Raw genomic sequence first — 12,042 nt, forward strand, 5'->3', positions numbered from 1 at the left:
GTCAGCTCTTCACCGCCATCATCATCATCGAATGGAAGGCCTTGACGATCGCGGTGTTGAGCTCGAAGGAGCGGCGGACCTCGCCGGCCTTCATCAGTTCGTTCTCGACCACCACCGTGTTCTTCGAGGGCATGATGGCGCCGGTCGTCTCTTCTGGCTTGACCGTGAAGCCGGCATTAGTGGCGGCAGTGCCGAGGTGGCCTGCCTGGGTGGCGGTCAGCGACACTGCCGTGCGGTCGAGCACCTTCTCGAACGGCTCGACATCGCCGGCGGTGTAGCCGGGCGTGTTGACGTTGGCGATGTTGCCGGCAATTGCGGACTGGCGCACCGACAGCCATTGCGACTGCTTGGCGGCGAGATCGAAAAGGTTGACGGGCTCCATGGGGATCTCCAGGCTGGTACGTACAAGACTAGGCTGCCAGTCTTGCGCGGACCTTGCGCGGGCCAGGCGTAAGCCGGTGTGCCGCTATTTGGAGAGTTCGATCACCTGGTCGGTGCTGGTGACCATGACCCACTTGCCGCCCCGTTGCTCGATCGACGAGACGACGCTGGTATCGGGCAGCTTCGAGCCGCGCTGGACGATCCACAGGCCGGCATCGTCCTCGATCATGGCGCGGCCATTGGCGACATGAACCATGCGAAATTTGGCGTCCGCCGGGAAGGGCTGCTCGTCGACGCCGGGAGGCTGGGTCTTGTCCTCGGGGTCCTGCAGCGTGCCGGTGGCGAACAGGTCGACATCGGGAACATCGTTTGCCGTCAGCGGCTGACCGCTGTTCTCCATCTGCGAGCCGCCGCTGACCCGCCCTGCATTGGTGCCGCTGCCGCCGAACTTGATCGCCTGCACGCCGAACTGGTCCTGATTGAAGAAGATATACCAGGGAAACAGCGCGCAGATCAGGCCAAGCGTGATGCCGAGCGCGGCAAAGACGATATCGCTGCGGCGGTCGGATTTCTTGTCGAGCCTGGGATATTGCGGCCTTGGCGGCTGCGGCCATTCGGTGACCGGGAACAGCCCGTCGAGAAGCGAGTCACGACTGGTCTCGATCGCTTCTTTGGGGCCGGCGCGAGGGGTCCTTGGCAATTCAGGCTTGACGACGCTGGGCAAGGCAGGCTCGGCCAAGCGAGGCACAGTGGACTCGACTACGCTGGCTACCCTGGGCAAGAATGGCCTGGCGGCCCTGGCCAGAATGGCCTCAGCCTTGGCGGCCTTGTCGAGATCGGCCTTTGCCCTGACAGCTCTCGCTTCGTTGGCCCGGGCTTCCTCGGCGGCACTGGCCTCTGCGATCATCTCGCGCAAAAGCCGCTCGGTGTACTGAAGCTCAGTCTCCTGCATCGACACTTTGCTTGCCTTTCAGATGACGGGCGACGTCGGAGAATGCGTCGCTCGAGGCGCGATCCCTGGGCGACTGCGTCAGCGCCTCGTAGATCAGCGGCACCTGGCGCACGGCAATATCGAGCTCGGCATCGGCGCCGCCCTGATAGGCGCCGAGCAGGCGGATGTCGCGCGTGTCCTCGAAGCGCGAGATCATCGACTTCAGCCTGGTCACCAGCATGCGTTGCTCGGGGCTCCATGCCTTGTCGGCGAGGCGCGAGATCGACGACAGCGGATTGACCGGGGGGTAGCGGCCCTGTTCGGCAATGGCGCGGTCGAGCACGACATGGCCGTCGAGAATGCCGCGTACCGAATCGGCGACCGGGTCGTTGTGGTCGTCGCCGTCGACCAGCACCGAGATGATGGCAGTGATCGATCCCTGTCCTTTGATACCGGGGCCTTCAGCGCCAGGTCCGGCGCGTTCGAGCAGCTTCGGCAGGTCGGTGAAAACCGAAGCGGGATAGCCCCGGGCGACCGGCGGCTCGCCGGTGCCGGTCGCCACCTCGCGCAGCGCATGGGCAAAGCGGGTAATCGAATCCAGCACCAGCAGCACGCGATGGCCCTGGTCGCGAAAATGTTCGGCAACGCGCATGGCGGTATCCGGCGCGCGCCGGCGCATCATGGCGCTCTCGTCGCTGGTGGCGACGACGGCGACCGTCTTGGCCATGCTCTCTGCGCCGATCGTGTCTTCGAGGAATTCGCGTACCTCGCGGCCGCGCTCGCCGATCAGCGCCACGACCACGGTGTCGAAGGCGTCGGCGCCGGCCAGCATGGCGAGCAGCGTCGACTTGCCGACGCCGGAACCGGCAAAAATGCCGAGGCGCTGGCCGAGGCAGAGCGGCGTGAAGATGTCGATGACCTTGACCCCGGTCGTGAAGGCGGTGCCGACGCGCTGCCGCGCCATGGCGCCGGGCGTGGTGCCGTCGCCGCTCGCAGCCTCGCCGATCCTGATCAGCGGCGGGCCGCCATCGATGACGCGGGTCAGCGCGTCGATGGCGCGCCCGCGCCACGAGGCAAGCGGCGTTACCGTCAGCGGGCCGCGGCGAAACACGGCGTCGCCGATGCCGGCGTCGGCGCTGCGTTCGAAGGGGGCGATGACGACTTCGTCGCGGCCGATCCTGACGATCTCGCCGCGGCGCGTGCCGGCATTGCCGCGCTGTTCGACGAGGTCGCCAAGCCTGGCGACTTCAGACAGGCCGCGCACCTTGTAATGCGTTGGCGAAACCTCCGAAACACGGCCGCCGCGCCGCAGCAACGTCTCGGTGTCATCGAAGCGGCGCCAGATCCGCTCCAGCGCAGCCAGCCGGTTTTCCGGTGCTGTCTCCGGTTGCCGTTCAAGCGCGCGTATCGATGATTTGCTGCTCGACATGCTGCTACGACTTGGAGCCGAGCGTCTTGATGGCGTCGTCGGTCGAGGCATCTGTCTGGCGCATCAGCGCCGCCGTGTTCTCGAAGGCGCGCTGGACCATGATCAGGCGCGTCATCTCCAGCACCGGATTGACGTTGGATTCCTCGACATAGCCCTGCGCGACGCCGAGATCGGAACGGTCGGTGACCGGCTCCGGCGCACGCGCGGGCACGATGCCAGAATTGCCGTAGCGGACGAAATTCGGGCCGGGATCGAAATTGAACAGGCCGATGGCGCCGACGAGCTTGTCGCCCTGGCGCAGCGAGCCGTCGGCGCCCGCCTTGGGTGGGCCGTCGCGCGGGTCGAGCTGGATCGGCGCACCGCCGGCGTCGAGCACCGGATGGCCTTCGAGCGACATCAACTCGCCGTTCTCGTTCATCGAAAAACGTCCGTCGCGCGTCATCACGGTGCCGGCCGGGGTGTCGATGCCGAACCAGGCATCGCCCTGGACGGCGAAGTCGAACGGGTTGCCGGTCTGCGTCATCGCGCCATGCGCGCCGGACAAATAGGTCTTGCCGGAGGAGGCGAAGGACACCGATTTGGGGCCGCTGCCGGAGACGACATCCTCGAACTTCACGCCGGTGGCGCGAAAGCCGATGGTCGAGGCGTTGGCGACATTATCGGCGATGGTGTCGAGACGGCGCTCAAGCGCGATCTGCGAGGAAAGGGCGACGTAAAGGCTGTCCTGCATGGTGTTCTCAGAATCTCAGTTTCTGCATGGCCATCATCAGATCGGTCGAGATGCCGACGGTGGTCGGCTGCGCAAACAGCACACCGATCGATGTCTGGGCGGTCGAGGTCGGATGATTGATTTCCCAAAGGCTGGTGAAGCGGGTGAGGAATTTCTCGAGCTTGGCCGGGTCGGTGAAATCGGTGAGGTCGAGCTTTGCCTCGAAGGCCTGCGCCTGCTTGTCGATATCTGCGGCAGCGAAGGAATCGGGCAGGCCGATGGCGGTGCGTACCACGCTGGCCAGGGCCGTGTCGGCCAGCACGTCGTACCAGTTGGTGATGGTCGAGGCCTTGCGCTCGAAATAGAGCGCCAGCCGCACGCCGTCATTGGTCTTGCCGGCGTCTTCTTCCAGGGTCTGGCGCATATATTTGTCGACCACCGGCTGCTGCGACGGGCTGCGGGTCGTTGCCGCTTCGCCGTAGGCTTCGAAATTCAACGAGGTGGCGAGCCTGGCATAGGCCTTGTTGGAGAGCTTGTTGGCGACACTGGCGGGATCACGGACACCACCCTCCAGGACATCGCGCACGAGATCCTTGTTGGTGGTCGCAGGATCGAGCCCGCTGGCGAACAGAGCATAGTTATAAAGGCGGCTGTCGGCCATCAGATCGTCGACGGATTTCACCTTGGTGATGTTGGCGAGGTAGTAGCTGGTCTCGGCCTGGACAGCGTCCGCATTCGGCTTGATGAGTCCAAGGCTGGACTCGGTCGTGTACAGCTTCGGCGTCGTCTTCAGCACGGCGTCGCGCGTGGTTGCCTGGTCGCCGTACTGGGCAAAGTCGAAGGCGGTGACGAAGTTGGCGTAGCTCTTGTCGGCCAAGAGGTTGGCGGGGCTCAACGGATCGGTGACGCCGCCATTGACCATGGTGCGGATCTGCTTCGTCGTCTGGGTCGATGCATCAAGCCCATAGGCAGCCATGGCGAAGGTCAGCAGGCGCTTGTCCTTCAGCAGGTCTTCGATGGACTTCACCTTGGAGATGTTGGCTGCGTAGTAGTCGGCCTCGCCCTTGATGTATTGCGCGGTCGGCTTGACGAGCAACAGTCCGGTTCCGCCGATCACAGCCTTCGGCACCGCCTGCTGGACGGCGTCGCCCGCCGTAGCCTGGTCGCCATATTGGGCAAAGTCGAAAGCCGCGACGAAAGCCGCATAGCCCTTGTTTGTCGACGTGTTTGCGGGGCTGTTCGGGTCGGTGACGCCGCCTTCCAGCATGGCCCGCACGGTCGCAGCCGGCTCGGCGTCGGCGTCCAGGCCGAACGCGGCCATCGCATAGGTGAGCAGGCGATCGTTGCCCATCAGGTCGTCGATCGATTTTACGTTGGAAATGTTGCTCAGGTAGTACGAGGTTTCGCCCTTGTAGTAGGTGAAGCCGTTCTGCGAAGGGCCGACCGAGACCTGGAGGCCGTAATTGTTGGTCACGCCCTGCTGCGCCGAATTGTAGCTCGTGGCATTAGGGCCCAGGGCGGCGAAATTGAAGGCCGACACGAACTCGGCATAACGCTTGTCGCTCAGTTTGTTGGCGAAGCTGTCGGAATCCGACACCCCTTCCTTCAGGGCTTTGACCATGAAGGCCTTGGCGTAAGCCATGTCGCCGAGACCGAAGGCCTTCATGGCATATTTGAACAGCCGGTCGTTCTTTACGAAATCGTCTATCGATTTCACGCTGCCGATGTTGGCGAGATAGTAGTCGGTGTCGCGCTTGGCGATCGGCTCCGCCTCGATGCGGTCGATCGCCTTGGGGATGTCCCTGGCGATGAGCTGGTAGCTGGTAAAAGTGCTCAACACGACATGCCTCCGGTCGCAGCTTCAAAAGCAAGAGTATGCGGACTTGCTTGCGCGAGGCTGAATCGCCTCACCTTGCATGATTCAAGCCTCACACAAGGCACGGGGGCTATCGGTTAGGCCTGACGTGATGCGGAAGGATCTGGCGTGGGCATTCTGATCGGACTTGTGGTGACGCTCGGCTGTGTTCTCGGCGGCTTCATGGCGATGGGCGGCCATCTGCATGTGCTGATGCAGCCTTGGGAAGCGGTGGTCATCTGTGGCGCCGCACTTGGCACCTTTCTCGTCGCCAACCCGATGAAGACGGTCAAGGACACCGGCAGGGGTATCCTCGAAGCGTTCAAGCAGGCGGTACCGAAAGAACGCGACTATCTGGAGACGCTGGGCGTGCTGCACAGCCTGATGCGCGAACTGCGCTCGAAGTCGCGCAGCGAGGTCGAGGCGCACATCGACAATCCGGAGGAGTCGGCGATCTTCCAGGCGTTCCCGACCGTGCTCAAGAACCACGACCTGACGAATTTCATCTGCGACTACTGCCGCATCATCATCATCGGCAATGCCCGCTCGCATGAGATCGAGGCGCTGATGGACGAGGAAATCCAGACCATCAAGTCCGACAAGATGAAGGCCTACCACGCGCTGGTGGCGGTGGGTGACGGTCTGCCGGCGCTCGGCATCGTCGCCGCCGTGCTCGGCGTGGTCAAGGCGATGGGCGCGCTCGACCAGTCGCCCGAAATCCTCGGCGGCCTGATCGGCGCCGCCCTTGTCGGAACCTTCCTCGGCATCTTCCTGTCTTATGCGGTGGTCGGACCGGTTGCCACCAAGATCAAGACGGTGCGCGAGAAGAAGAATCGCCTCTATATCATCGTCAAGCAGACGCTGCTTGCCTATATGAACGGCGCTCTGCCGCAGGTGGCGATCGAGTTCGGCCGCAAGACCATCTCGTCCTATGAGCGGCCGACGATCGACGCCGTCGAGCAAAGCACGATGAACACAGCTTCCGCCGAGAAGAAAGCGGCTTGAGCCATGCATGACGACAGACAGGACCGCACGCCGTCATGACAAGTCCTGGCAGCCCCTCGCAAGCCCGCTCGCTGATCATTGAGCGTCTGGTCGGTGACAGCGGTGAGGCCGCTCATGTCATCGGCACCGGGCGCTCGATGGGCGAGCGCGCGCTGCCGCTGCTGCAGAAGAGCCTGGCCGGCGAACTCGGCGCACCGGTCACCGTCGACCTGCGCGCGGTCGAGATCAGCCGTGTTCCCGATGCCCGCACGAATGCCGGCGATGCCTTTGCCATGGCCATCATAGCATCGCCGACGTCTTCGGATGCGATGACGCTGGTGGCAGATGCGCCGGCCATCGCCGTGATGGTGTGCGCGCTGTTCGGCGGCGATCCGGATCAGCCGGTTTCGCCGATCGAGCGCGCTCTGTCGCAGATCGAGACCGATGTTGCGACCACGGTCTTCCAGGAAGTTGCGCAGGCGTTGAACGGATCGGGCCGGCGCTCGCTCGAGCTGCGGCTGCCGGTGCCGCGGGCGCTTTCGGGCAGCGAAGCCAAGCGCCGCGTGCTGCGCGATGGCGCGGCGGTGCGCATCGTCTTCGGCATCTCGACGCCGACCGACAGCGGAACGGTCACGGTGATGATCCCGCAGCGCATCCTGCTGGCCACACGCGGTATCGCCGATGTCCACGACAGCGAAGGCACGACCTCCGACTGGCGGGCACGTTTTTCCGAAGAAGTGATGCGCTCGACGGTGACGCTCGAAGCGACCATGCCGTTGGCACGCCTGACGCTCGGCGACCTCGCCGGCTTCGAGCCGGGCCAGATCATCGAGTTCGAGGAAACCGCGCAGTCGCAGGCCAAGCTGAGCGCGCGCGACAAGACGCTGTTTGTCTGCGAGTTCGGTAAACTCGGGCAGAACTACACCGTCCGGATCAGGCATCCTTACGATGCCGGTCAGGATTTTATCGATGGGCTCATGCCGGGCTGACGCCGGGCAAGCCCAAGCATTTGGAGACGACTGATGGCCAAGACCAAGGTGGAAGCCAATATCGACCAGCCGGACGAACAGCTCGACCGCGCCATCGAGGAATTGCGCGGTGTCCTCCAGGAGGAGGAAAAGCGCCCCGACGCCGCCTTGCGGGCTGCCACGTCCGGCGCCAATTCGAACATCATCATGAGCATCCCCGTCGATGTGCAGATCATCCTCGGCAGCACGGAAATGTCGGTGTCGGACCTGATGGCGCTGCAGAAGGGCTCGACGGTGGCGCTCAACCGGCGCATCGGCGAACCGGTCGATGTCGTGGTCAACGGCCGCAAGATCGCGCGCGGCGAAATCACCGTGCTGGAAAGCGATCCGTCGCGCTTTGGCATCAGGCTGACCGAAATTATCGCGGCGACCAAGGGCGCTTGAGCAATGAATGACATGCGGTCTCAGCAGGAGCGGATGCCATGACGACGCCGGTGACGCTCACGCGCCCGCAAAAGGCCGCCGCCATCCTGGTGGCGATGGGCAAGCCTTCGGCCAGCCGGCTGCTGAAATTCTTCAAGCAGGAAGAACTGAAGGCACTGATCGAAGGGGCGCGGCTGCTGCGCACCATTCCGCAAAGCGACCTCGAACGCATCGTTGCCGAATTCGAGGCCGAGTTCACCGAAGGTGCGGGCCTGCTCGATTCCGCCGACCGGATGGACACGATCCTCAATGAATCGCTGTCGCCCGAAGAGATGAGCGCCATCATGGGCGACAAGCGCTTCGAGGTTGCGCCGGAAGGACCACCGCCGATCTGGCCGGAGCTGGAAAAGCTCGAGCCGACGCGTCTGGGCACGTTCCTTGCCGCCGAGCATCCCCAGACCGCGGCCATGGTGCTGTCGAAGCTTGCGCCGCAAGCCGCCGCCAACATTTTGCTGACCATGGAAAAGCCGATGCGCAGCGAGATCATCAAGCGCATGGTGACGATGGCGACCATTCCGGACGCGGCCACCAGGATCATCGAGAACCAGCTGCGCGCCAGCGTGCTGGCGCAGACCGCGACCAAGGATATCTCGGCGGGACAGGCGCGCGTCGCCAGTATGCTCAACGAGATGGACAAGCCTCAGTTGGAAGAGGTCATGCAGGATCTGGAAGAGGCCGGCACGCCGGGCCTCGGCGGTGTTCGCTCCAGGTTGTTTGCCTTCGACGATCTGCCGCTTTTGACGCAGAAGGCGAGGGTACTCCTTTTCGACGGGCTGTCGACCGAACTGATCACGCTGGCGCTGCGCGGTGCGGCGCCCGCATTGACGGAATCGGTGCTGTCGGCGATCGGCGCACGGTCGCGGCGCATGATCGAGTCCGAGCTCGGCCAGGGCTCGGAAGGCATTCAGCTTGCCGACATCATGACGGCGCGCAAGAACATCGCGGTGGCGACAATCCGGCTTTCGCGCGAGGGGGCTTTCGAACTGCCCTCATCGCAGCAGAGCGAAGCGGCTTAACGCCGAGCGCTGAATGGCTGAAGCGGCGGACAAAGACTCCAAAACCGAAGACGCGACCGAAAAGAAGATCCGCGACACCGTCGAACAGGGCAAGCTGCCCCATTCGCGAGAGGCCGCACTTCTGGCGTCCTTCATCGCCATACTGGTGTTCACCGTCTTCTACGCCAAGGACGCGGTCGTTGATCTCGGCATGTTCCTGTCGATGTTCCTGGAAAAGCCCGAGGCGTGGCCGATGGACACCGAGACCGACGTCATCGCGCTCTACAAGACCGTGATGATGGAAATAGGCAACGCCGTCGTCAGCCTGCTGGTGCTGCTGGTGGTGGCCGGCATCGGCGCCTCGGTGCTGCAGAACATGCCGCAAGTCGTCGGCGAGCGGATCCGGCCGCAACTGTCGCGCATCTCGATAGCCAAAGGCTGGACCAGGATGTTCGGCATTCAGGGCTGGGTCGAGTTCCTGAAATCGCTGGGCAAGCTCGGCTTCGCCAGCATCGTGCTCTACTTCACGCTATCGCAGGACTACCGCCAGCTCCTGGCCGGCATGATCACCAACCCCGTCGCTTTCGGCCTCGTCATCAAAAGCATCACCGTCGACATATTGGTGGCGATCGTCTTCGTCATGGGGCTGATCGCGGCGGTCGACGTCGTCTGGTCGCGCTTCCACTGGAAGCAGGATCTGCGGATGACCAAGCAGGAGGTCAAGGACGAGTTCAAGCAGTCCGAGGGCGACCCGATCATCAAGTCGCGGCTGCGCTCGCTGGCGCGCGACCGGGCGCGCAAGCGGATGATGACGGCGGTGCCGCGCGCGACGCTGATCATCGCCAATCCGACGCACTTTTCCATCGCGCTCAGATATGTCCGCGACGAGGATTCAGCACCCATGGTGCTGGCCAAGGGCCAGGACCTTGTGGCGCTCAAGATTCGCGAGATTGCCAAGGAGCACAACATCCCGATCTTCGAGGACGTGGCGCTCGCCCGCTCCATGTACAAGCAAGTTTCGGTTGATAGCGTGATCCCGTCGCAATTCTACCAGGCCGTCGCCGAACTGGTGCGGATCGTCTACTCGAAAAAGGCTGAGCGGAGACAAATTTCATGAACCGCCAACCGCACGCAAAATCCCGCGAACTCATCGTCGCCAAGGCTATCGAGCAAGTGGTGGACGAGTTGCGGCTGATCGACGTCGCCGACTATATCGCCTTCATCCGGCTCGAGCATTTCGCTTGCCTGTCGGATTTGGTGGATTCGGCGGTGGAGCTTTTCTTCCTGCCGGGCACGCTCAGGCTCGGCCATGGCGGTGAAGCGCATGTCGACTGGAGCGGCAGCCCACGCATCGTGCTCGATCTCGAGCTCAGGCCGCCCGGCGTCACCGTCTATTTCCAGCTGACTCTGAGCGAGGAGAGGTCTTCGGTCGCGGTCAACTATGTGTCGTTCGAAAAGCCCGGCGAGGATCCCGAGCACAACACAGCCTTGCTGGAAACGGTGATCGAAGAAGCGCGCATCCGCAGGACCGAGCCGCTCAGCTATCGCTGATTTCTCGTCCTATCTATCTGCTGAATGCGGCCGCAGATCACTCGATCAGCCCCAGCCGCAGCGCCTTGGCCACCGCCTGGTTGCGGTTGACCGCGTTGAGCTTCTGCGTCGACTGGGTGAGATACTGGTTGGCGGTGTGGACCGACAGCTTCAACAGCCTGGCGATCTCCTCGCTGGTGTTGCCGTTGGCGGTCAGCTTCAGGCACTCCAGTTCACGCTTGGAGATCGATCGCATGCGGCTGGCATCGCTTGGGCGAATGCGGGCAACGGCGGCGAACAGCGAGAAACAGCGGGCGTGGATTTCGTAGAGCGTGTCTTCCGCCAAGGTGATCGTCGAGCCCAGGAAAACCACCAGTCCGCAATGGCCGCGATCGGCATGGACGGGAAAGGCGATGCCGTTGGTGCCCGGCGCCAATGGAGCAGTGCGCTCAGCCCAGGCGAGCTTCTGGAAGACGGCATCCGAGCCGGCGATACCGTCGTCGGCCCACCAGCGCGGCGCCGTCGAAGCGCCGCTGTGGCGCACCATCTCCTCGCCATTGGCGCCGGCGATGAACTTGGTCGCGACAGCGGTGGCGGGATAGTCGGAATCGAAGCTCGGTACCAGGCGCGCCCGCTCCGGCGAAGGGCTGACGAAGTACAGGCCGAAGGCCGAGGCGTTGATGTCGACGGCGATCCAGCGGCAGCGGCGCACCGCGTCCGGGATGGTGACGGCGTGGTGCGTCTCGGAGCCGATGGAGAAGGCGCCGAACGGATTGCGCTGCTCGTTGAAAAGGGCTTCGGCAGCCGCCTTGATATCAGCGTGTTTCAAATGATGCCGCTCCTGATCGCCGTGGCGATGGCCATCGCGCGGTTCGAGGCCGCGAATTTCTGGATGGCGTGGGTGATGTAACTGTTGACGGTGTTGGACGAGACGCCGAGGATCACCGCAACCTCATCGGTGGTCTTGCCTTCCGACACCCAGAACAGGCATTCGCGCTCGCGGTCGGACAGCGGGTCCTGCATGGCGGCGGCGGCGACCAATTGCGGAATGGTGGACAACGCATAGCAGCACTTCAGCTGCGCCTTCATCAGCGCCGGCTGGTCGATCTTGCCGGCCTCGGCCGCCGAGAACAAAGCAAACAGCCGCTGGCGCCCGACATTGAGCCGCAGCGAATAGACTTCGGCATGGCCAAGCACGTCGAGCAGGCGCGCTTCCTCGCCGGTGAGCAGTCCGCCGGCGTCGGGCGCTTCGGCGGCGACCAAGGGCTTCGGGCGGATGCCGGGTGCTACGGTCAGCGGCCCCTGGGCGAGGCCGGCGATCAGCCGCTTGCCGATGAGTTCGATGGCGTCGAAGATCCAGTTGGAGGAGACGATGCGGGCGTCGTTGCGGTCCTGGTCGTGGACGATGGCGACGAGCATGTAGCTGTCGGCGCCGATCTCGGCGGCAAGCTGCATGAAAAAGGAGGTGAGATCGCCGCGGGACGCGAGACGCGAGCCTAATGTGTCGGATTGCAGAAGCGCGGCGGAGCTGCTCATTGGATGCTTTGGTTGTATGTCATGGCCGGAATCTTTTCTTGAGCCCGGATGCTGGGTCACCAGCGGCCGAACTTGAAGACGCATCACGTTTACGAAGCACTCACACGGCGCGGGGTCGCGCAGATCACCGAATCCATTCAGGGAACGCGAAGCCGTCCGCGTCTGGTGCCGGTCATAGGCCGGAACTTGAGACTTTGGGTGGTCGCCGCGCCCCCCAGGACCGGCTGATTCGGGTCTAATC

Annotated in this window: 13 protein-coding genes; 6 read left to right on the forward strand and 7 right to left on the reverse strand. The window is 63.7% G+C overall.

The annotated features are described in order from the left end of the window. Position 1 precedes the first annotated feature (1 nt). The 5 genes from flgB to NKI10_RS16365 all read right to left on the reverse strand — a co-directional run bounded on the left by flgB (position 2) and on the right by NKI10_RS16365 (position 5,290). Positions 2 to 382: a flagellar basal body rod protein FlgB gene (flgB, locus tag NKI10_RS16345; protein WP_023683310.1), complete on the reverse strand. Its 381-nt coding sequence runs from the start codon at positions 380 to 382 to the stop codon at positions 2 to 4. An 84-nt stretch (positions 383 to 466) separates the two neighbouring features. Further along, entirely contained in the window at positions 467 to 1,333 is an 867-nt protein-coding gene (locus tag NKI10_RS16350) for a hypothetical protein (RefSeq protein ID WP_023673646.1), read from the reverse strand. Continuing rightward, positions 1,320 to 2,741, reverse strand: coding sequence for a flagellar protein export ATPase FliI (gene fliI / locus NKI10_RS16355; RefSeq protein ID WP_352860939.1), 1,422 nt, complete (start codon positions 2,739 to 2,741; stop codon positions 1,320 to 1,322). The genes NKI10_RS16350 and fliI overlap by 14 nt, the downstream gene beginning before the upstream one ends. Positions 2,742 to 2,745: 4 nt before the next feature. After that, complete coding sequence (gene flgF / locus NKI10_RS16360) at positions 2,746 to 3,471, reverse strand: flagellar basal-body rod protein FlgF (RefSeq protein ID WP_023671749.1); 726 nt, start codon at positions 3,469 to 3,471, stop codon at positions 2,746 to 2,748. Positions 3,472 to 3,478: 7 nt separating this feature from the next. After that, positions 3,479 to 5,290 carry a DUF1217 domain-containing protein gene (locus NKI10_RS16365; protein WP_352860941.1) on the reverse strand — a complete coding sequence of 604 codons (1,812 nt, stop codon included), beginning with the start codon at positions 5,288 to 5,290 and terminating at the stop codon, positions 3,479 to 3,481. A gap of 144 nt (positions 5,291 to 5,434) precedes the next feature. Here NKI10_RS16365 and motA point away from each other — a divergent pair, with 144 nt between their 5' ends. The 6 genes from motA to NKI10_RS16395 are packed head-to-tail and all read left to right on the forward strand — an operon-like array spanning position 5,435 to position 10,286. Continuing rightward, positions 5,435 to 6,310 (forward strand): flagellar motor stator protein MotA, encoded by an 876-nt coding sequence (gene motA / locus NKI10_RS16370; RefSeq protein ID WP_023671751.1) that lies wholly within the window; start codon positions 5,435 to 5,437, stop codon positions 6,308 to 6,310. A gap of 35 nt (positions 6,311 to 6,345) precedes the next feature. Beyond that, a complete protein-coding gene (locus NKI10_RS16375) occupies positions 6,346 to 7,278 on the forward strand; it encodes a FliM/FliN family flagellar motor switch protein (RefSeq protein WP_023714015.1) in 933 nt (310 codons plus the stop codon). Positions 7,279 to 7,311: 33 nt separating this feature from the next. Beyond that, on the forward strand, positions 7,312 to 7,701 hold the full coding sequence (fliN, locus tag NKI10_RS16380) for a flagellar motor switch protein FliN (RefSeq protein ID WP_023714014.1): 390 nt from the start codon (positions 7,312 to 7,314) through the stop codon (positions 7,699 to 7,701). 38 nt (positions 7,702 to 7,739) lie between these two features. Beyond that, positions 7,740 to 8,756, forward strand: a complete 1,017-nt coding sequence (locus tag NKI10_RS16385; protein WP_352860943.1) for a flagellar motor switch protein FliG — start codon at positions 7,740 to 7,742, stop codon at positions 8,754 to 8,756. Between the two features lie 13 nt (positions 8,757 to 8,769). After that, on the forward strand, positions 8,770 to 9,852 hold the full coding sequence (gene flhB, locus NKI10_RS16390; protein WP_023683475.1) for a flagellar biosynthesis protein FlhB: 1,083 nt from the start codon (positions 8,770 to 8,772) through the stop codon (positions 9,850 to 9,852). After that, positions 9,849 to 10,286 carry a BspJ family T4SS effector nucleomodulin gene (locus tag NKI10_RS16395; protein WP_352860945.1) on the forward strand — a complete coding sequence of 146 codons (438 nt, stop codon included), beginning with the start codon at positions 9,849 to 9,851 and terminating at the stop codon, positions 10,284 to 10,286. The genes flhB and NKI10_RS16395 overlap by 4 nt, the downstream gene beginning before the upstream one ends. Positions 10,287 to 10,323: 37 nt before the next feature. Here NKI10_RS16395 and NKI10_RS16400 read toward each other — a convergent pair whose 3' ends face one another. Both NKI10_RS16400 and NKI10_RS16405 read right to left on the reverse strand, forming a co-directional pair. Continuing rightward, positions 10,324 to 11,094 carry a helix-turn-helix transcriptional regulator gene (locus tag NKI10_RS16400; protein WP_352860947.1) on the reverse strand — a complete coding sequence of 257 codons (771 nt, stop codon included), beginning with the start codon at positions 11,092 to 11,094 and terminating at the stop codon, positions 10,324 to 10,326. After that, entirely contained in the window at positions 11,091 to 11,801 is a 711-nt protein-coding gene (locus NKI10_RS16405) for a helix-turn-helix transcriptional regulator (RefSeq protein WP_203278530.1), read from the reverse strand. The genes NKI10_RS16400 and NKI10_RS16405 overlap by 4 nt, the downstream gene beginning before the upstream one ends. Positions 11,802 to 12,042: the final 241 nt, after the last annotated feature.

Origin of the sequence: Mesorhizobium sp. M0802, from assembly GCF_040320115.1 — a bacterium.
Lineage (GTDB): Bacteria > Pseudomonadota > Alphaproteobacteria > Rhizobiales > Rhizobiaceae > Mesorhizobium.

Excerpts from the sequence above, each read along its gene's own strand:
- NKI10_RS16350 (WP_023673646.1), bottom strand. The coding sequence starts at position 1,333 with ATGCAGGAGACTGAGCTTCAGTACACCGAGCGGCTTTTGCGCGAGATG.
- flhB (WP_023683475.1), top strand. The coding sequence starts at position 8,770 with ATGGCTGAAGCGGCGGACAAAGACTCCAAAACCGAAGACGCGACCGAA.
- NKI10_RS16405 (WP_203278530.1), bottom strand. The coding sequence starts at position 11,801 with ATGAGCAGCTCCGCCGCGCTTCTGCAATCCGACACATTAGGCTCGCGT.
- fliI (WP_352860939.1), bottom strand. The coding sequence starts at position 2,741 with ATGTCGAGCAGCAAATCATCGATACGCGCGCTTGAACGGCAACCGGAG.
- flgB (WP_023683310.1), bottom strand. The coding sequence starts at position 382 with ATGGAGCCCGTCAACCTTTTCGATCTCGCCGCCAAGCAGTCGCAATGG.
- NKI10_RS16375 (WP_023714015.1), top strand. The coding sequence starts at position 6,346 with ATGACAAGTCCTGGCAGCCCCTCGCAAGCCCGCTCGCTGATCATTGAG.
- flgF (WP_023671749.1), bottom strand. The coding sequence starts at position 3,471 with ATGCAGGACAGCCTTTACGTCGCCCTTTCCTCGCAGATCGCGCTTGAG.
- NKI10_RS16385 (WP_352860943.1), top strand. The coding sequence starts at position 7,740 with ATGACGACGCCGGTGACGCTCACGCGCCCGCAAAAGGCCGCCGCCATC.
- fliN (WP_023714014.1), top strand. The coding sequence starts at position 7,312 with ATGGCCAAGACCAAGGTGGAAGCCAATATCGACCAGCCGGACGAACAG.
- NKI10_RS16395 (WP_352860945.1), top strand. The coding sequence starts at position 9,849 with ATGAACCGCCAACCGCACGCAAAATCCCGCGAACTCATCGTCGCCAAG.